We start from the raw sequence: 18,218 nt of genomic DNA on the forward strand, positions 1-18,218 counted from the left end.
AGGCCGGCCTCGGACAGGCCCCAGACCGGCCCTCAGACCGGCCCTCAGACCGGCCAGAGCAGGTAGGTCACCAGGGCGAGGTTCGACCAGCCGTGCAGGGCGATGCCGGGCCAGAGCCGGCCGGTGCGCCAGCGCAGCCAGCCCAGCGCCAGGGCGAGGGGCAGCAGCGAGACCGGCCGGGCGAGCCCCCAGGACGAGATGTGGGCGGCGGCGAAGACGAGCGCGGTGACCAGGATCGCCCCCGCGGGTCCGACGGCCGCCCGGGCGCGGGCGAAGGCCTCGCCGCGCAGCAGCAGCTCCTCGGCCACCGGCGCCAGGATCGCCAGATAGGCGAGCCAGGCCGCGACCGCCGCCTGGCTCATGAACGGCGACAGCCGCACGTGCTGGCCGAAGCTCGCGCCGAACAGCTCCGCCGTGCCGGTGACCCAGGCGATGTGCAGCACCGGCCACACGAGGAGGAGGCCCAGCAGCGCGACCGGCCGCATGCCGTTCGGCCGCTCGCGGTCGAGGGCGAGGCGGCGGCGCCAACCGGTCCGGTCGTGCCACCACGCGCCGCCGAGCACCAGGGCGGCGAGGTAGACTTGGCGCAGGGCGTCGATCGCGAAGGCCCGGTGGGCGAGTTCCACGGCGCCCAGGAACGGGCGCCGCTCGGGGGGCAGGAACGGGTCGATCCCGCTCCAGAGGTCGAAGCCGACGCGCACCGTGCCGAGGGACAGGAGGCTCGCCGCGCCGAGATAGACGACCACGAGGGCGACCAGGGCGCCGAGCCGCCACGTCGCGCCCCAGACGCGCTCGAGCGGGCCCCGCGCGTCGGGGACGGCGGCGCGCGACTGCGCACTTCCGGCAACAGCCTCCCCCGGAGGCTCCAAATGAGGCGGCGGCGCGACACGATCGGGCTTCAAAACCGGACCGATCCCCTCTATATCTCGGGAGCCGGTCGCGAGGCCGGCTATGGCGATAAACGTTCTTCGCAATAAACCTATCGGACCCGGGGGCGGTACCCGGCGCCTCCACCCGAGCCCAGGACATGCTGCCGCAAGGGGCGTGATCGGAACCGGGGCTTCGGCGGGGGCGAAATAGGATCGACGAGGGCGTAAAGGTTGAGCTTTCGCTCGGCATGGTTCCGCCGTTATCGGGCCTTTGCAATAGTTGCCAACGACAACTTTGCTCCGGTGGCGGTGGCCGCGTAAGCGGTCCCCAATATCGACCTGAAGTCCTAGCGGGTAGCTCCGCGTAGGCGGGGTTCGGAGGCGCCTGGCAACAGAAGCCTCCACTTCAGTCCTCGGTCCGGCCATCCGCGGCGGGGCGCCGGGCAGACCGGGCGAGAGCGCGACCGCAGATGGCAGACGACCTGATCCGCTACGACCTCCTGGTACAGGACGCCCTGCGCGGCGTGGTGCGCAAGGTGCTGACCGACGCGGCCCGCGAGGGGCTGATGGGCGAGCACCATTTCTACGTCTCGTTCCGGACGGAGGCCCCCGGCGTGCGGATGTCGCAGGCCCTGCGCGAGAAGTACCCGCAGGACATGACGATCGTCCTGCAGCACCAGTTCTGGGACCTCAACGTCACCGAGCACGCCTTCGAGGTCGGCCTGTCCTTCTCGGGCGTGCCGGAGCGCCTGCTGGTGCCGTTCGACGCCCTGTCGGGCTTCTTCGACCCCTCCGTGCAGTTCGGCCTGAAGTTCGACCTCAGCGAGGCCGGCGAGACCCCCGAGGAGGCCAACGCCGCCCCGGCCAAGCCCGGTCCCCGCGGCGCCGGCTCGGAACCCGGCGAGGTGCGGCCCAAGAGCGCCGGTCTCGCGACGATCGGCGCGGGCGCGCCGAAAGGGCTGCCCGCGCCCGCCGCCCCGGGCGAGAAGGACGCCGGCAAGACCGACGACAAGCCCCCCCGCCCCGCCGCCAAGAAGGAGGGCGAGGAGGGCAGCGCCGAGGTCGTGAGCCTGGACGCCTTCCGCAAGAAGAGCTGAGATCGCCCCTGGCCGACTCGGTCACGACCTTTCCGCTGCGAGATCCGTCAGGCTCAGGCGCGGCGAGGCGAGGCGATGGTAACGCGCTCAAATCGAAGCTCGGGGGCGTGCTCCGTAGCCGGCCACGACAGAACGTCGCCTAGACGATAGCCCAGGGAGCTTCACACAGTCGCGGCAGGCATTTCGGACCGCGCCGGCGCCGGTCGTGCCCCAGATCGACGGTCAGGGGCTCAGAAGTTTGACGAACGCGGCGCCCGCGCCGAAGAATGCGGCCGCGGCTGCCATGCCGGCGAAACCGATGGAGAGCGGGGCCAGGACACGGTCTCGACCGAGCTTGAGCGTCTCGGCGTGCAGCTTCGCCGCCTCCGCCTGAAGCTTGGTCTGCTCGTCGATCAGCTTCCGCTGCTCGGCCACGAACTTTTCCGTTTCCGCATTGGAGCGCAGGACGCGGGCGACCTGCTCGGCATAATCCAGCGTCACGGGAGCAACGGTGTCGACCATCGCGGTTCGTGCCCGATCTCAGCCAGCGCGACTCTGCTGACCCGTTCCGGCAATGTGAGAACGCACGGGGAACCCGGCAACCCGCTCACGCTCGCCGCTCGGCCTCCATCCGCAAGCCGTGCTCCGGCCGGAGCGTCACCCGGTGGAGCGGCGTGACCGCGGGGTGATCCACCGGCAGCCGGAAGCGCACCGCCCGGACCACGTGGGCCAGCACGATCACCGCCTCCTGGATCGAGAAGCTCTGGCCGATGCAGACCCGCGGCCCCGCCCCGAACGGCAGGTAGGCGAAGCGCGGGATCGCGTCCCGGTTCTCGGGCAGGAACCGCTCCGGCACGAAGGCCTCCGGGTCGTCCCAGAGCAGCTGGTGGCGGTGGAGCACCCAGGGCGCCACCATCACCAGCGAGCCCCGCGGCACCTTGATCCGGCCGAGCCGGTCGTCGCGGACCGCCTGCCGGCTGAGGAACGGCACCGGCGGGAACAGCCGCATCGCCTCCTCGATCACCGCCCGGGTGAAGGGCAGGCGCTCGACGGCGAAATCCCCCGGCCCGGCCGCGTCGACCTCGGCCTCGACCCGCGCCTGCGCGGCGGGATCCTGCGACAGGCAGTAGAGTGCCCAGGTCAGGGAATTGGCCGTGGTCTCGTGGCCGGCGGCGATGAAGGTGACGATGTTGGCCTTCACGGCGAGGTCCGAGAGCCCGTTGCCGGTCTCGGGATCCTGCGCGGCGAGCAGCAGCGTCAGCAGGTCCCGCGGCGCCTCGCCCCCCGTCATCAGCGCCTTGCGCCGGGCGATCAGTTCGTCGACCACCTCGGCGAAGAAGCGCCCCGCGGGCCGCGCCCGCAACCGGCCGATCCGCGGCACGAAATCGGGCACGCCGAACACGTCGAGGGGGTCGATCGGCCCGACGGCCTCGAGGAAGCGCGTGATCGCGCGGCCCAGCGCGTCGGGATCGCTCGGCAGCCCTTGCGTGAAGATCGTCCGCTCCAGCACGTCGAGGGTGACGCGGGTCATCTCCAGGGCGACGTCGACCCGCTTGCCGTTGCGGCGGACGAGGCGGCGGCCGAGCCGCGCCCCGGCGGCGTTCATCGCGTCGGAGAAGCCCTGGACCGTGCGGGCGTTGAAGATCGGCGCCAGCGTCCGGCGCTGGAGCCGCCACTCGTCGCCCTCGGCGCTGAGCAGGCCGTTGCCGAGCCCCGGGGCCAGCACGCGGCGCTGGAGGTCGTCCTTGCGGTAGCCGTCGGGGTTCTCGATCAGCAGGTAGCGGATCAGCGCCGGGTCGCTCACCAGGGTGATCCGGCCCATCGCGCCCTCGGCCGCCACGACCGGCAGCTTGAAATGCGCGTCCATCCAGGTGGTGATCGGGTTCTTGCGCGCCGCCCGCAGGAACTCGAACAGGCCGAGCGGCTCCTTCAGCGGCGGCGGCACGACGGGGCGGAACCGGGTGCCGGCCATCGGTTCGGAGAGATCGATCGTGGCGCTCATCGGCTCCTTGTCCGGCGGGAACAGAGCCCCGCCCTTGTCGGCGCACCGGGGAAAACCGGCATCGCGATTCACCCGCGCCTCATTTAAGTAGGCACCGCACTGCACCAGACGTAGAGGCCACGATGTCGCCCACCGAGACCGCCAGCCGCACCGAGTCCGACACCTTCGGTCCGATCGAGGTCCCGGCCCACCGCTACTGGGGCGCACAGACGCAGCGCTCGATCCAGAACTTCAAGATCGGCACCGACCGGATGCCGGCGCCGCTCGTCCACGCCCTCGGGGTGGTGAAGCAGGCCGCCGCCCTGGTGAACAAGGATCTCGGCGCCCTCGACCCGAAGCTCGCCGACGCCATCGCGGCCTCGGCCGCCGAGGTGGTCGAGGGCCGCTACGACGACGAGTTCCCGCTCGTCATCTACCAGACCGGCTCGGGCACCCAGTCGAACATGAACGCCAACGAGGTGATCGCCAGCCTCGCCAACGAGCGCCTGGGCGGCCAGCGCGGCGGCAAGTCGCCGGTCCACCCGAACGACCACTGCAACCGCGGCCAGTCCTCCAACGACACCTTCCCCACGGCCATGCACATCGCGGTGGCCCGCGAGATCCAGGGCCGCCTGCTGCCGGCGCTCTCCCACCTCCACGCCGCCCTCGACGCCAAGGCCAAGGCCTTCGACGCGATCGTCAAGATCGGGCGCACCCACCTGCAGGACGCGACGCCGGTCTCCCTCGGCCAGGAATTCTCCGGCTACGTCGCGCAGGTCGCCCTCGGCGGCTCGCGGGTCGCCGCGACCCTGCCGGGGGTGCTGGCGCTCGCCCAGGGGGGCACGGCGGTCGGCACCGGCCTCAACGCCCATCCGGAATTCGCCGAGCGCTTCGCCGCCAAGGTCGCCGAGCTGACCGGCCTGCCCTTCACGTCGGCCGAGAACAAGTTCGAGGCGCTCGCGACCCACGACGCCCTGGTGTTCACGCAGGGTGCCCTCTCGGCGCTCGCCGCCGGCCTGTTCAAGATCGCCCAGGATATCCGCTTCCTCGGCTCGGGCCCGCGCTCCGGCCTCGGCGAGCTGTCGCTCCCCGAGAACGAGCCCGGCTCCTCGATCATGCCCGGCAAGGTCAACCCGACCCAGTGCGAGGCCCTGACGATGGTCTGCGCCCAGGTGATCGGCAACGGCACCACGGTGAGCTTCGCCGGCTCCCAGGGCAATTTCGAGCTCAACGTGTTCAAGCCGGTGATCGCCAACGCGGTGCTGCAGTCGATCCGCCTGCTCGCCGACGCGGCGGTGAGCTTCACCGACAATTGCGTCGTCGGCATCAAGGCCAACGAGGACAAGATCGCCGACCTGATGAGCCGGTCGCTCATGCTGGTCACCGCGCTCGCCCCCTCGATCGGCTACGACAAGGCCGCCGAGATCGCCAAGACCGCGCACAAGAACGGCACGACCCTCAAGGAGGAGGCCCTGCGCCTCGGCTACGTGACCGAGGCGGAGTTCGAGCGCGTGGTCCGGCCGGAGACCATGCTGGCCCCCAGCGCCGATTAGTTTCTTGGGTATTTGGCCGGCGCGGATGTCCTGCGCCGGCCGCCATTGCCGGGAGGCGATCCATGGCCGAGATCATCAACCTGCGGCAGGTCCGCAAGGCGAAGGCCCGCGCCGAGGCCGACACGAAGGCCGAGTCCAACCGCATCGCCTTCGGGCAGCCGAAGAAGGCCAGGACCCTCCAGCAGCGCCGCAAGGCCCTGGAGACCGAGCGGCACGAGGGCCACCGCCTGGAGCGGGGCGAGCCCGATCCGGCAGACTGAGAGCAAATCCGGATGCAGCAGCCCCACCGTCCTTGCGAGCGGAGCGAAGCGATCCAGTCGCGCCACGCCGACCAGGGTCGCGCTGCCCTGGATCGCTTCGCTCCGCTCGCGAGCACGGGACGCGCAGCCGCCTCGCCATGAGCCCGGGCATCACCAAGCGCTCCGTGATGATCGCCGGCCACCGGACCAGCGTGTCCCTGGAGGACCCGTTCTGGGCGGCCCTGCGGGCGATCGCGGAGGCGCGGGGCCAGTCGGTCCAGGCCCTCATCGGGCACATCGACGCCGGCCGCGACGGCCAGAACCTGTCCTCGGCGATCCGCGTGTACGTGCTGGAGGCCGTCCGCGCGATGCCGGAAACGTGAGCGCCGCGCGCCCTGGCCGCTCTCCCGATCCTGAATAGGTGTCTGACGATCGCGTGACAAATCCACGCACGAAGGAGACCCCATGGCCAGTAGAGAGCCGCTGCTCAAGACCATCCCGATCGCGGAGCTGCGCCCGACGCAGATGACCGTGGGCTACCGGGAAGTGGCGGAGAAGCGGCGGCGCTGGCGGGAGTACGACGGCGAGAAGAAGAAGGAATTCCTCGGCGCCCACATGATCCCGACGCTGCTCGGGCCGAAGAAGCGCCACTACATCATCGATCACCACCACCTCTCCCGCGCCCTGCACGAGGAGGGCGTCGAGAACGTGCTCGTCACCGTGGTGGCCGACCTGCACTACCTCGACAAGGACGCGTTCTGGACGGTCTGCGACCACAAGTCCTGGACCCACCCCTACGACGCCGACGGCGTGCGCCAGCACTTCGACGACATCCCGAAATCCGTCGACGGCCTGGTGGACGACCCCTATCGCAGCCTCGCCGGCGAGTTGCGCCGGGCCGGCGGCTTCGCGAAGGACACGACGCCGTTCAGCGAGTTTCTCTGGGCCGACTTCCTGCGGCGGAACATCAAGGAGAAGCGGATCGAGAACGACTTCTCCTCGGCCCTGGAGCGGGCGATGTCGCTGGCCAAGTCCAAGGACGCCGACTACCTGCCCGGCTGGTGCGGGCCGGTCACGCGCCACGTCCGCTGAGACCCGCAGACGGTCGCGGCGCCGCCTAGATGCCCCAGTAGGGCGCCGCGTCGTAGTAGCGGTGGATCTGCTCCTCCCAGGCGCCGTCCGCGGCCGGATCGGTGCCCTCGGGGGTGCGGGCCGGGGCGGCGCGCAGCTGCGCCTCGGTGATGTCGACCACGTAGGCGTCCTGCTGCGGCTCGAACCGCAGCACCGACCAGGGCAGCGTGTAGAAGTCCTCGCCGAGGCCCAGGAACCCGCCGAAGCTCATCACCGCGTAGGCGACCCGGCCCGAGACCTTGTCGAGCATCAGCCGCTCGATCCGTCCGACCCGTGTCCCGTCGGGCCGGCGGACATCCGTCCCGATGACCCGATCGCTGGCGATCAGGCGGCGGGGCTCCCGGCCGGCCGGGTTCGCCGTGCCGGGCTGACCGGTGTCCGTTCCCGTTCCCGTGGCCGTCATCGCCGCCTCCCGACCGTTTCCGCGCGACGCGCGCCGTCTGCCCGAAAAACGCCCCGCCCCTGGGCCACGTTCCGGCGGGCGCCCGCGCCCGCCCTCTCCAGCCGGACGAACAGCCCCCGCATGCCGATGCCGCGTTTCGCCCAGAGCCTCGCGCTCGCCGCCCTGCTCCTGCCCGCCGCCGCGCAGGCCCAGGATCGCGGCAGCGTCAATCCGAAGCCGCTGCCGCCCCTGGAGCATCCGGACGCGCCCTCGACGCCCGCCAAGGCGCTGTTCGGGCGGGTCACCAAGGCGTCCTCCGGTCCGGCCCACATCTACGGCTTCTACGCCAAGGGCTGCTTCGCCGGCGGCGAGGCGCTGCCGCTCGACGGGCCGAACTGGCAGGTCATGCGCCCGTCCCGCAACCGGATGTGGGGCACGCCCTACCTCGTCGACTTCATCGAGCGGCTGTCGCAGAAGGCCGCCCGGGTCGGCTGGCCCGGCCTCCTCGTGGGCGACATGGCCCAGCCCCGCGGCGGCCCGATGATCACCGGCCACGCCTCGCACCAGATCGGCATCGACGCCGACGTCTGGCTGACGCCGATGCCCGACCACCGCATGAGCCGGGCGGAGCGCGAGGAGACCTCGGCCACCGACATGGTCCGCCGCGACCGCCTCGACATCGATCCCCAGGTCTGGACGCCCACGCACCTGCAGCTGATCAAGATCACCGCCGAGCAGCCGGAGGTGGAGCGCATCTTCGTCAACGCGGCGATCAAGAAGGCCCTCTGCCGCGACGCCGCGGGCAGCCGCTGGATGTCCAAGGTCCGCCCGATGTACGGGCACAATTACCACTACCATATCCGGCTTTCCTGCCCGGCCGGCCAGGAGGATTGCCAGCCCCAGGGCGCGCCGCCGCCGGGCGACGGCTGCGACGACCTCAGCTACTGGTTCTCGGACGCGGTGCTCCACCCGAAGCCCCCGAAGACGCCGCCGAAGGCCAAGCCCGCCATGACCATGGCGGCGCTGCCCGCCGCCTGCCGGGCGGTGCTGAAGGCACCGTAGGCCGGGCCCCCGGGGTGGTCGCCGCTCAGGGCGCGGCCGCCTCCGTGTAGGGCGTGCCGGCCAGCGCCGCCGCGAGGCCGGCCGTCCCCCGGTCGATGACCGCCAGGAAGGCGGCATTCGCCGCCTCCGTCCGCCGCGTCGCCCGGAAGGTCCGGTGCGCCCGGAGGAAGGCCACGCTCCAGGTCGCCAGCAGCAGGCCGGCCGCCAGGTCGGCGTCGGGATCCTCCGGCCCGCGCCCGACGGATTCGGCGAGCGCGACCCGCACCACGCCCGCGAGTTCGTCCCGGATCGCCCGGGCCCGGGCCTTGAGCGTCTCGCTCCCGGCCGCCGTCGCGACGAAGGCGCCGCTGCGCGCCGAGAATTCCACGACCGGGTTCCGGCCCGTCACCAGCCGGTGCGCCAGCTGGCGGAGCGTCTCGACCGGCGCGACCCGGGGATCGCGCTGCCGCAGGGTCTCGCGCAGGAGTGCGCGCCCCTCCTCATCGCGGTCGTAGAACATGTCCTCCTTGCGGGGGAAATGGTTGAACACGGTCATCCGGCCGACATCCGCAGCCGCCGCGATCTCATCCACCGTCACGGCGTCGAAGCCGCGCTCCAGGAACAGCCGCGTGGCGGCGTCGGAGATGGCCTGCCGGGTGGCGAGGCGCTTGCGGGACCGGCGGTCGGGAGGCGTTGACATGCGCCGCTCCATACCACATCCATTTGTAGACTTAGTATAGAAATGGATTAAGTCCATGCACAGGTCTGTCGACGTCGTCGTGGTTGGAGCCGGGCCGGTGGGGCTCTTCACCGCCATCGAGCTGACCCTCGGGGGCGCGCGCGTCCGGGTGCTGGAGCGCCTCACCGAGCCGAGCACCACCATCAAGGCGCTGGGGCTCGGCCCCCTGGGCGTCGAGGCGCTGCAGCGGCGGGGGATGGGCGCGGCGATCGAGGCCGCCGAGGCGCGGAGCCTCGCGGCGATGGACCGCCTGCCGGGTCAGGTCGGCGGCGGCCCGCGCGGGGCGCAGTTCAGCGGCCATTTCGGCTTCCTGTTCATCCGCCGCGGCCCGCAGGCGGAGCCGGACCGGCGCATGCGCGCGGTCGATCAGCAGAGCCTTGAAGCCATGCTGCTCGACCGCGCCGTGGCGCTCGGGATCGACCTGCGCCGCGGCTGCACGCTCACGGGCTTCACGGAGGCGGCCGACGGGGTCGAGGTGGCCTGGACCGCGCCGACGGGCGACGCGCGCGTCCGCTGCGCCTATCTCGTCGGCTGCGACGGCGGCCGCAGCGCGGTCCGCAAGATGGCCGGCTTCGCCTTCCCCGGCACGCCGCCGACGCTCACCATGTACCAGGCGATCGCCGATCTCGTTGATCCCGCCGGCGCGCTGCCGGTCGGCTGGCACCGCGGGCCGGGGGGCGTCTACGGCCACGGGCCGTTCCCGCGCCGCCTGTTCATGCTGGATTTCAGCGGCCCGCCGGCCGACCGGCAGGCGCCCGTCACGCGCGACGAGATCGAGACCGCGCTGCGCCGGGTCAGCGGCACGGACGTCCGCGTCGCCCGGGTCGCGGTCGCGAACCGGTGGGCCGACAACACGCGCCTCGTCGACACCTACCGCCGGGGCCGCGTGCTGCTCGCCGGCGACGCGGCGCACGTCCACGCGCCCTTCGGCGGCCAGGGCCTGAGCCTCGGCCTGGGCGACGCCGCCAATCTCGGCTGGAAGCTCGCCGCCGTGCTGCGCGGGGAGATGCCCGAGACCCTGCTCGACACCTACACGGCCGAGCGGCGCCCGGTGGCCGAGGCCGTCACGGCCAACACCCGCGCCCAGGCGGCGATCCTGCGGCCCGATCCGCAATCGGGCGCGCTGCGCGACCTGATGGCGCGGCTCCTGGAGAGCGACGAGGTCAGCCGGATCCTCGGCGGCCTGATGCGCGGCCTGAGCGCCCGGTACGATCTCGGCTCGCCGGAGGACGCGGTCGGCCGGATGGCCGGCGACGGGCCGCTCGGCGCCGGCGGCGCGACGCTCTACGGCGCGATGCAGGACGGCCGGGGCCTCCTCGTCGACGGCAGCGCCGACGGCGCCGCCTCCCGGATGGTCGCCGCGGCGACGGGCCGGGTGACCTGCGTGGCGGTCCCGGACGGGCCCTCGACGCTGGTCCGCCCCGACGGCTGCGTCGCCTGGACGGGCGCGGCAACCGCCCTCGACGGCCTGCGGGAGGCGGTGGGCCGCTGGTTCGGCCCGTCACCGGCCGGGCCGCTCGGCGCGCCGGCTCCGATGTGCTAACCGCCCCGGATGCCCCGCTGGCTCTTCATCCTCCTCGCGACCGCCCTCGCCCTCTCGGTCCTCGGCAGCGTCCTGATCGTGCTGCGCAGCCCGAACAGCACGCCGCCCCTGCGGGGCGGCGCCGCCGGCGCCCCGGCGCCGGGCCCGCAGACGCGGCCCGACGGCCGGAGCCCGTGAGGCTCGGGTGCCGCCGCCGGTTCCCACCGGGCCGCAACAGCCGGCCGAGTTCTTGGCCAGCTTCTTGGCCCGGTTCTTGGCCAGCTTCTTGGCAGGGGCCTGCTGGTGGCAGGCCCCCGCGAAGCGGTGCGCCAGCGGCCCGCCTCCCGGTCTCGGGCGCCGCCCGATACGGGAAGGCGGGGACCGCCGGACGACGTTCGGCGCCCGCCCTCCGCGAACCGCGCCGCGAGAGACTGGACCGCGCGGGCAAATTCCGGCTTGGTGCCCCGACGACGCGGGTCGGACGGCCGCCCTGCGCGGCGCTGTGAGGGGCTGATCCGGATGGAGACGGGCGGGACCCCGCCACGAGCCACGTGCCGGACGACCTCAAGGCGGAGGCGCACCGGGGCGATCCCTTCGCGGCCGCCGTGCGGGCGACCCGGATGCCGATGATCATCACCGATCCGGCCCAGCACGATAACCCGATCGTCTTCGTGAACGACGCCTTCCTGAAGCTGACCGGCTACACCCGGATGGAGGTGGTCGGCCGCAATTGCCGCTTCCTGCAGGGGCCCGACACCGAGGCGGCGGCCGTCGACCGCCTCCGCGCGGCCGTCCGGCGGGAGGAAGACATCCGGGTCGACCTCCTCAACTACCGCAGGGACGGCTCGACCTTCCAGAACGCCCTCTACGTCGGCCCGGTGCGGGACGAGGCGGGACGGGTGGTCTACTTCTTCGCCTCGCAGCTCGACGTCAGCGAGCACTACGCGCTGACCGCCGAGATCGAGCGGCTGAAGGCCGCCCTGGCCGAGGCCGAGGCCAAGCTCGCCGCTCGCTAGGCCGCCCGCTAGGCCGCCCGGAGGATCAGGGCTTCGTCGGATCAGGGCTTCGTCAGGAACCCGATCGGCTCGCGGCCCGGCTGGCCGAGCCAGAGCAGGACCGCGCCGAGGCCGAGGCCGATCAGGGAGGCCGGCGCCAGGGTGAGCGGCAGGCCCAGGATGTGCCAGAGCCAGGGCACCGCCCCCTCCACGCTGCCCTGCAGGGCGCTGGCCTTGTCCTTGAACAGGGTGGCGATCACGTCGGAGAGCGGCGTCACCCGCAGCCCGTTGTTGGCGATGGAGCGGGCACCGTCGTAGACCAGCGCGACGAAGCCGCCGGCCATCAGCAGGAAGCCCAGGACGCGGGCCAGGAAGCGGAACATCGCGGGGCCTTCTGAGCCTTGCCTTACGGGCCGTGGGTGCCGGATCGGCGCGCCCGCCCCGGGAGTATGGGGCCGCGCCGCAAGGTGCAAGCACCCGGTCAGTGCCCGGGGCGAGCGTCGATCCGCGCGGTTGCGGGGCCCTCGGGCCCGTGCCACAGGGTCGCCCGGCGGCGGCGGGCCGTGCGGGAACGGTCGACCTTGGACGCGCGCGCGACGAATCTCGGCCTCGTGATCTTCGATTGCGACGGCGTCCTGGTGGACAGCGAGCCCCTGAGCCTCGCCTGCCTGACGGCCGGGCTCAACCGGATCGGCGTGGACATCGACTTCGCCACCGTGCGGGCGCGCTTCACCGGCACCGCGATGCCCTCGATCATGGCGCATATCGCCCGCGACTACGGCGTCACCGCCCCGGACGGCTTCGTCGAGGCGGTGAAGGCCGAGACCCTGGCGCTGTTCGACGCGGAGCTGCGGGCGATGCGCGGCGTCGCCGAGGCGGTCGCCGCCGTGGGCCTGCCGGTCTGCGTCGCGTCGAGCAGCGATCCGGTGCGGCTGCGCCACTCCCTGACGCTGACCGGGCTGCTCCCCCTGTTCGGCGACCGCGTCTTCTCCTCGGCGCAGGTGGCGCGGGGCAAGCCCTTCCCCGACCTGTTCCTGTTGGCCGCCGAGCGGATGGGCGTCGCTCCGGCGGCCTGCCTCGTGATCGAGGACAGCGTTCCCGGGGTCACGGCGGCCCGGAGCGCCGGCATGCGGGTCGCGGGCTTCACCGGCGGCGGCCACTGGGGTCACGACCCGGCGGGCGCCGGGCTCGCGGAGGCCGGCGCGGCCCGGATCTTCTCGGACTTCTCCGACCTCGCCGCGGTGATCGCCGCGGCCTGAACGATCCGCCTCCCGGACGCGTGCCCGGGACCGGCTTCCTGCCAGGCCGGCCCTCGAAATCGGAAGTCCGTTCCGTTGACGGTGCGCCGTGCCGCGCCCATCTTCAGGGATGCCGGCCCGGCCGCGCACTTCGGGTGCGCGACAGGACCGGCCGCGGTCCTTTGAGAAGCGTAGCTTGCGCCGCGTGATCAAACGCTAAAGCACTGCGCCGGCCTCGCGCCGCGCGGTCCTTCAGTCTGGAGGACGTCCGATGGTCACTCGCACATCGTCCCTTCGATACCCGCTCCCGATCGCCCCCTGCTGCCCCGCCGCCCGCCAGCGCTGTCGACGCTGAGCCCCGTCGATCCTCCGCAGCAGCCAACGCGATCCGGCACGGCGACCGGCCGGCCCAGGGAGTTCCCGATCCGATGCACAGCCTCGCAGAGTACAAACCCGAAGACCGTCCCGACCTCGCGGACCCAGCCCTCGGCCCGAGCGAACCCGCCCGGGTGATCGAGATCGGTGAGGTCACCGCCGGGATCGCCGTCCCCGAGGGGCGCGGCGTCCGGTTCTTCTCGTCCGCGCGCGATTTCGACGGGCTCGACGGCGCCGTGTTCCGCACGGCCGAGCAGGCCGCCCGCGCGGCCCGCGCGAGCATGAGCGCCCGGTCCCCCGACCGGTCGCACCGGCCCGCGCTGCGGCGGGCCTGACCCGCCCGCTACTTGCTGCACTCGTCCCGGGTGCGCTTCATGGCCTCCGCGAATCCGCCGAGCGCGTACTCGTCGCTCGTCGGGTTCCCGCGCATCGACGTGGCCTTGATGATGATCTTAGGGTTGCGGGCGCTCATCTCGGAGACGACCCGCGCCTCCTCGGCGGGGTTCTGCAGCCAGGCATTGCCGTCCTTGACCACGAGGCCGTAGCGGCTGGCGCCGAGGTTGAGGCTCGGGTCGGTCGGCGCGGCCGCGGAGCCGGGCTTGACCTGGGAGGCCGCGGGCTTCGACGGGAAGCCCAGCATCACTGCCACCTCGTTCTGGATGTTCTCGCCCTTGCGCACGCTCACGAACAGGTAGGCGGTGTCGCGCTTCAGGGTCTTGGGCGAGCGCGTCTGCGGCTGCGCGATCGCGTAGCAGAGCTTGTTGCGGCCGTCGCCGTTCACGAACACGTTCCAGTCGCCGAAGATCGCCACCGGGGTGGCCTGCTGCATCCCCGGCGGGGTCGCGGTCTTCTTCTCGGCGCGCTTGCTCCGCTCGCGGCCGTGCCGCCGCCCGCGCCGCGACGGGGCCGCGTCGCCACCGCCGGCGTCCGGGGCCGCCGCCGCGTCCTGGGCGTGGGCCGCCGTCGCGACCAGGCAGGTCCCGCCGAGCACACCTCCGACGAGGCCGGTAACCAGCCCGGAGGCGAGCAGGGCGAGAGCTCCGACCGGGAGCGAGCGGGGGACGCGGACCATCTTCACTTCCTGACGACGGGCGGCTCCGTCAGGAGCCGGACCGGGGTTCGGGATTAGTGAAGCTTGCGTAAAACGTCTGCAAGATGGCGAGGCGGGATCCGTCGACAATCAGACGGCGCGGGCTTCCGTCGCCCGGGCCGCGATGACGACGGCCGGGACCGGCAGCGCCTCGACCGCCGGGCCGGCGGGCACCGCGATCGCGTTCGGCCGGACCGGCGGAGCGGCCTTGCGGGGCGGATCGTTGTAGGGGGTGTTGTAGCCCTTGCGGACGGCGGCCCAGTAGGACTCGCGTGTCAGGCCCGAACCGGTCAGGGCGGCGTCGATCATCGCCGTGGCGTGCGCCGCGAAATCCGGCACCTCCTCCGTGTTCAGCCAACTCTCGACAGGCATCCTGCGAACTCCGATCCAGACGGCGAAGCTTGTAGCTGAGCGGACTTAGCCAGACGGTGAACGCGCGGGTGGGCCGAGGGTTGCAATGCACAATTTTGAACGGTCCTGTGGATGAGCGGGGGCCCGTTCCCCGATCCGAGGCGACCGGGGGGCCGCCCCGCGGGCGGAGCGGCGGGCCGCAGCCCCCCGGCAACCCTCAGGGGCTAGCGGCGCGAGGCACCAGCCGGCGCCGGTCGCCGTCGGCCGCGGCGGCTCAGCCCAGCCGCTCGATCCAGGCCTGCGCCTGGCGCCGGACGTTGTCGGGCGCGGTGCCGCCGTAGCTGGTGCGGCTCGCCACCGAGTTCTCGACGCCCAGCACCGCGTAGACCGCCTCGGTGATCCGCGGCTCCGCCTCCTGCATCTCGGGCAGCGACAGCGCCTCGAGGCCGACGCCCTTGGCGGAGGCCGCGCCGACGAGGCGGCCGGTGACGTGGTGCGCCTGCCGGAACGGCAGGCCGAGCTCGCGCACCAGCCAGTCGGCGAGGTCGGTGGCGGTGGCGTAGCCGGAGCCGGCGGCGCGGCCGAGCACTTCGGCGTTGGGCTCCAGGTCCTTCACCATGCCGGTCATGGCGGCGAGGCACAGGGACAGGGCCTGGAGGGCGTCGAAGGTGCCCTCCTTGTCCTCCTGCATGTCCTTCGAGTAGGCGAGCGGCAGGCCCTTCATGACGATGAGCAGGCCGGTCAGCGCGCCGATGATCCGGCCGCTCTTCGCGCGCACCAGCTCGGCGGCGTCGGGGTTGCGCTTCTGCGGCATGATCGACGAGCCGGTGGTGAACCCGTCCGACAGCCGCACGAAGTTGAACTGGGCCGAGGTCCAGACCACCAGCTCCTCGGCGAAGCGCGACAGGTGCACGGCGCAGATCGAGGCCGCCGCCAGCGCCTCCAGGGCGAAGTCGCGGTCGGCGACCGAGTCGAGGGAGTTGGCGGTCGGCCGGTCGAAGCCGAGGGCCGCCGCGGTGGCGTGCCGGTCGATCGGGAAGGAGGTGCCGGCGAGCGCCGCGGCGCCGAGCGGGCACTCGTTGAGCCGCGCCCGGGCGTCGCGGAACCGGCCCCGGTCGCGGGCCAGCATCTCGACATAGGCGAGGCAGTGATGGCCGAAGGTCACCGGCTGGGCCGACTGGAGATGGGTGAAGCCCGGCATCACGGTGCCGGCGTGCTTCAGCGCCGCCTGGCTGAAGGCGCGCTGCAGGTCGGCGGCCTGCTGGTCGAGGGAATCGAGGGTGTCGCGCACCCACAGCTTCATGTCGGTGGCGACCTGGTCATTGCGCGAGCGCGCCGTGTGCAGGCGCCCGGCGGCCGGGCCGACGATCTCGGTCAGCCGGCTCTCCACCGACATGTGGATGTCCTCGAGCTCGCGCTTGTACACGAAGCTTCCGCCCTCGATCTCGTCGCGCACGGACTTGAGCCCGGCCTCGATCGCGGCCACATCCTCCGCCGGCAGGATGCCGGCTTGGCCCAGCATCGCCACATGCGCCAGCGAGCCGCGGATATCCTGGGGCGCGAGGCGCTTGTCGAATCCGATGGAGGCGTTGATCTCCTCCATGATCTCCGCCGGGCCGCTCGCGAAGCGGCCGCCCCACATCCGGTTGCTCATGTCGATCCTTCCGCGCCCTGACCGTCCCGAGGCCCGAGCCTGATGCCCGGCCGCACGCCCATCCTGGCCGGCGCGGGCGTCGCCGCGCTCGCCGTCCTCGGCCTCGCCCTATACGGGAGCGGTCTCCTGCCCGGCAACACGGGCGGCGCCCTTCAGCCCTGCGCCGCCGCCAAGCCGGCGCTCGCCCGGGTCGATGCGGCCGCGAAGGGCGAGGTCGCCGCCATGCAGGCCCCGCCGCAGGCCCGGCCCGCGCCGGACATCCGGTTCAAGGGGCCGGACGGCGCCGAGACCGGCCTCGCCGACCTCAGGGGCCGGCTGCTCCTCGTGAATCTCTGGGCGACGTGGTGCGCGCCCTGCAAGGCCGAGATGCCGGCCCTCGACCGGCTCCAGGCGCAGCTCGGCGGGCCCGACTTCCAGGTCGTCGCGATCAACGTCGACACGCGCAACCTCGAGAAGCCGTCGGAATGGCTGAAGCAGGCGGGCATCCACGACCTCGCCTTCTACGCCGATCCCGGCGGCCGCGTGCTGCCGATCCTCCAGCGCGACACGCAGTCGCCCGGCCTCCCGACCACGATGCTGGTCGACGCGCAGGGCTGCACGATCGGGGTGATGAAGGGGCCGGCCGCGTGGTCGAGCCCGGACGGGCTGGCGCTGATCCGCGCGGCGCTGGGGCGGACGTCGTAACGGTCGCGGCCGCGCGGTTGCGCGCGTCTCCGATGCGCGGCAAGGCGTGTCGCGATGACCTCGCCCGCCCCTGACCGCGCCCCTCCGAGGCGGAGGCCCCGCCCCCTCTCGATCATCCGCACGCTGCTCGCCGGCGAGGCGGCGGGCGGGCTGATCCTGATGGCGGCGGCGGCCCTGGCGCTGGTCGTCGCCAACGGGCCGCTCGCGGACACCTACGCGCACGCCCTCCACGCCGAACTCGGCCCGATGAGCGTCCAGCACTGGATCAACGACGGCCTGATGGCCGGGTTCTTCCTGCTGGTCGGGCTGGAGATCAAGCGCGAGGCCCTCGACGGGCGGCTGCGGACCTGGCCCGACCGGGTCCTGCCGGGCTTCGCCGCGCTCGGCGGCATGGCGGTCCCGGCCGCATTCTACGCGCTCGCCAATCTCGGGGCCGGCACCCTGCGGGGCTGGGCGATCCCGGCCGCCACCGACATCGCCTTCGCGCTGGGCGTCCTCGCGCTCCTCGGGTCGCGGGTGCCGGTCTCCCTCAAGATCTTCCTCAGCGCGGTCGCCATCGTCGACGACCTCGGCGCCGTGGTGGTGATCGCGCTGTTCTACAGCTCCGGCCTCGACCTCACCATGCTGGCGCTCGCCGCCGCGGTGCTGGCCGCCCTCTACGGCCTCAACCGGGCGGGGATCGGGTGGCTCCCGGCCTACGGGCTCCTCGGCCTCGTGCTGTGGGTCCTCGTGCTGCGCTCCGGGATCCACGCGACGATCGCGGGGGTGTTGCTCGCGCTCACGATCCCGATCCGGGTCAGCCCGGGCCGGCCGGAGGACGCGCACTCGCCCCTGCACCGGCTGGAGCACGCCCTCGCCCCCTGGATCACCTACGGGGTGGTCCCGGTCTTCGGCTTCGCCAATGCCGGCGTGGACCTCTCCGGCCTCACCCCCGAGGCCCTGCTCCAGCCGGTGACGCTCGGCATCGCGGCGGGCTTGTTCCTCGGCAAGCAGGCCGGCGTGTTCGCGAGCCTGCGGCTGGCCGTGGCGCTGGGATGGGCCAAGCGCCCGGCCGGGGCCGGCTGGGGGCAGGTCTACGGGGTCGCGGTCCTGTGCGGCATCGGCTTCACCATGAGCCTGTTCATCGGCGGCCTCGCCTTCCCGGACCCGCAGCACGAGACCGCCGTGAAGCTCGGCGTGCTCGCGGGCTCGGCCCTGTCGGGAGTCGCCGGCGCGGCGATCCTCCTCGTCGCGAAGCGCCGCGTCGCCCCACACTAGGGGGCGGCGCGCTTCGTCATTGCAAGCGCAGCGAAGCAACC

At 72.8% G+C, this 18,218-nt stretch carries 21 protein-coding genes, 1 other RNA gene and 1 pseudogene; 14 read left to right on the forward strand and 9 right to left on the reverse strand.

The window, feature by feature from the left end; translation table 11 throughout:
* Positions 1-44 precede the first annotated feature (44 nt).
* On the reverse strand, positions 45-902 hold the full coding sequence (locus tag ASG32_RS08060) for a type II CAAX endopeptidase family protein (RefSeq protein ID WP_056524368.1): 858 nt from the start codon (positions 900-902) through the stop codon (positions 45-47).
* On the opposite strand from ASG32_RS08060, the gene ssrA reads away from it, so the two are divergent.
* Positions 894-1,275, forward strand: a transfer-messenger RNA (tmRNA) gene (ssrA, locus tag ASG32_RS32255). The genes ASG32_RS08060 and ssrA overlap by 9 nt on opposite strands.
* A gap of 64 nt (positions 1,276-1,339) precedes the next feature.
* A complete protein-coding gene (locus tag ASG32_RS08065) occupies positions 1,340-1,966 on the forward strand; it encodes an SspB family protein (RefSeq protein ID WP_056524371.1) in 627 nt (208 codons plus the stop codon).
* A gap of 222 nt (positions 1,967-2,188) precedes the next feature.
* On the opposite strand, the gene ASG32_RS08070 is transcribed toward ASG32_RS08065, so the two are convergent.
* Positions 2,189-2,467, reverse strand: coding sequence for a hypothetical protein (locus ASG32_RS08070; protein WP_056524376.1), 279 nt, complete (start codon positions 2,465-2,467; stop codon positions 2,189-2,191).
* Between the two features lie 85 nt (positions 2,468-2,552).
* Positions 2,553-3,947 carry a cytochrome P450 gene (locus ASG32_RS08075; RefSeq protein ID WP_056524579.1) on the reverse strand — a complete coding sequence of 465 codons (1,395 nt, stop codon included), beginning with the start codon at positions 3,945-3,947 and terminating at the stop codon, positions 2,553-2,555.
* Between the two features lie 122 nt (positions 3,948-4,069).
* Between ASG32_RS08075 and fumC the strand changes: the two genes are divergently transcribed.
* From fumC to ASG32_RS08095, 4 genes are all read left to right on the forward strand, one after another.
* The gene (fumC, locus tag ASG32_RS08080; protein ID WP_056524379.1) at positions 4,070-5,479 is read left to right on the forward strand and encodes a class II fumarate hydratase; all 1,410 of its coding nucleotides are present in this window, start codon (positions 4,070-4,072) and stop codon (positions 5,477-5,479) included.
* Positions 5,480-5,541: 62 nt separating this feature from the next.
* Positions 5,542-5,739: a DUF4169 family protein gene (locus tag ASG32_RS08085; RefSeq protein ID WP_056524383.1), complete on the forward strand. Its 198-nt coding sequence runs from the start codon at positions 5,542-5,544 to the stop codon at positions 5,737-5,739.
* A 137-nt stretch (positions 5,740-5,876) separates the two neighbouring features.
* Entirely contained in the window at positions 5,877-6,101 is a 225-nt protein-coding gene (locus ASG32_RS08090) for a ribbon-helix-helix domain-containing protein (RefSeq protein WP_056524386.1), read from the forward strand.
* A gap of 82 nt (positions 6,102-6,183) precedes the next feature.
* Positions 6,184-6,810 (forward strand): ParB-like protein, encoded by a 627-nt coding sequence (locus ASG32_RS08095; protein WP_056524389.1) that lies wholly within the window; start codon positions 6,184-6,186, stop codon positions 6,808-6,810.
* A gap of 25 nt (positions 6,811-6,835) precedes the next feature.
* Here ASG32_RS08095 and ASG32_RS08100 read toward each other — a convergent pair whose 3' ends face one another.
* On the reverse strand, positions 6,836-7,252 hold the full coding sequence (locus tag ASG32_RS08100) for a PRC-barrel domain-containing protein (protein WP_020091302.1): 417 nt from the start codon (positions 7,250-7,252) through the stop codon (positions 6,836-6,838).
* 120 nt (positions 7,253-7,372) lie between these two features.
* Between ASG32_RS08100 and mepA the strand changes: the two genes are divergently transcribed.
* Positions 7,373-8,293 (forward strand): penicillin-insensitive murein endopeptidase, encoded by a 921-nt coding sequence (mepA, locus tag ASG32_RS08105; RefSeq protein ID WP_020091303.1) that lies wholly within the window; start codon positions 7,373-7,375, stop codon positions 8,291-8,293.
* A gap of 25 nt (positions 8,294-8,318) precedes the next feature.
* On the opposite strand, the gene ASG32_RS08110 is transcribed toward mepA, so the two are convergent.
* On the reverse strand, positions 8,319-8,972 hold the full coding sequence (locus ASG32_RS08110) for a TetR/AcrR family transcriptional regulator (RefSeq protein WP_056524582.1): 654 nt from the start codon (positions 8,970-8,972) through the stop codon (positions 8,319-8,321).
* 55 nt (positions 8,973-9,027) lie between these two features.
* Here ASG32_RS08110 and ASG32_RS08115 point away from each other — a divergent pair, with 55 nt between their 5' ends.
* The 3 genes and pseudogenes from ASG32_RS08115 to ASG32_RS08120 all read left to right on the forward strand — a co-directional run.
* Entirely contained in the window at positions 9,028-10,554 is a 1,527-nt protein-coding gene (locus tag ASG32_RS08115; RefSeq protein WP_056524392.1) for an FAD-dependent monooxygenase, read from the forward strand.
* Positions 10,555-10,563: 9 nt separating this feature from the next.
* Positions 10,564-10,731 carry a hypothetical protein gene (locus ASG32_RS34400; protein ID WP_175556360.1) on the forward strand — a complete coding sequence of 56 codons (168 nt, stop codon included), beginning with the start codon at positions 10,564-10,566 and terminating at the stop codon, positions 10,729-10,731.
* Between the two features lie 353 nt (positions 10,732-11,084).
* Positions 11,085-11,537 (forward strand): annotated as a pseudogene (locus ASG32_RS08120) (PAS domain-containing protein); the annotation flags it as partial.
* Positions 11,538-11,590: 53 nt separating this feature from the next.
* Here ASG32_RS08120 and ASG32_RS08125 read toward each other — a convergent pair.
* Entirely contained in the window at positions 11,591-11,911 is a 321-nt protein-coding gene (locus ASG32_RS08125; protein ID WP_056524395.1) for a hypothetical protein, read from the reverse strand.
* 198 nt (positions 11,912-12,109) lie between these two features.
* Here ASG32_RS08125 and ASG32_RS08130 point away from each other — a divergent pair, with 198 nt between their 5' ends.
* Together ASG32_RS08130 and ASG32_RS08135 are read left to right on the forward strand one after the other, a co-directional pair.
* Positions 12,110-12,787 (forward strand): HAD family hydrolase, encoded by a 678-nt coding sequence (locus ASG32_RS08130; protein ID WP_056524398.1) that lies wholly within the window; start codon positions 12,110-12,112, stop codon positions 12,785-12,787.
* A gap of 407 nt (positions 12,788-13,194) precedes the next feature.
* Positions 13,195-13,476 carry a hypothetical protein gene (locus tag ASG32_RS08135; protein WP_056524401.1) on the forward strand — a complete coding sequence of 94 codons (282 nt, stop codon included), beginning with the start codon at positions 13,195-13,197 and terminating at the stop codon, positions 13,474-13,476.
* 8 nt (positions 13,477-13,484) lie between these two features.
* Here the strand turns inward: ASG32_RS08135 and ASG32_RS08140 are convergent, their stop codons facing one another.
* From ASG32_RS08140 to argH, 3 genes are all read right to left on the reverse strand, one after another.
* Positions 13,485-14,213: a hypothetical protein gene (locus ASG32_RS08140; protein ID WP_056524404.1), complete on the reverse strand. Its 729-nt coding sequence runs from the start codon at positions 14,211-14,213 to the stop codon at positions 13,485-13,487.
* Between the two features lie 108 nt (positions 14,214-14,321).
* The gene (locus tag ASG32_RS08145) at positions 14,322-14,603 is read right to left on the reverse strand and encodes a hypothetical protein (protein ID WP_056524407.1); all 282 of its coding nucleotides are present in this window, start codon (positions 14,601-14,603) and stop codon (positions 14,322-14,324) included.
* Between the two features lie 253 nt (positions 14,604-14,856).
* Complete coding sequence (gene argH / locus ASG32_RS08150; RefSeq protein ID WP_056524410.1) at positions 14,857-16,236, reverse strand: argininosuccinate lyase; 1,380 nt, start codon at positions 16,234-16,236, stop codon at positions 14,857-14,859.
* A gap of 42 nt (positions 16,237-16,278) precedes the next feature.
* On the opposite strand from argH, the gene ASG32_RS08155 reads away from it, so the two are divergent.
* Positions 16,279-16,920 carry a TlpA disulfide reductase family protein gene (locus tag ASG32_RS08155; protein WP_056524413.1) on the forward strand — a complete coding sequence of 214 codons (642 nt, stop codon included), beginning with the start codon at positions 16,279-16,281 and terminating at the stop codon, positions 16,918-16,920.
* A 54-nt stretch (positions 16,921-16,974) separates the two neighbouring features.
* A complete protein-coding gene (nhaA, locus tag ASG32_RS08160) occupies positions 16,975-18,177 on the forward strand; it encodes a Na+/H+ antiporter NhaA (RefSeq protein ID WP_056524415.1) in 1,203 nt (400 codons plus the stop codon).
* Positions 18,178-18,218: the final 41 nt, after the last annotated feature.

Source organism: Methylobacterium sp. Leaf361 (genome assembly GCF_001424445.1).
GTDB lineage: Bacteria > Pseudomonadota > Alphaproteobacteria > Rhizobiales > Beijerinckiaceae > Methylobacterium.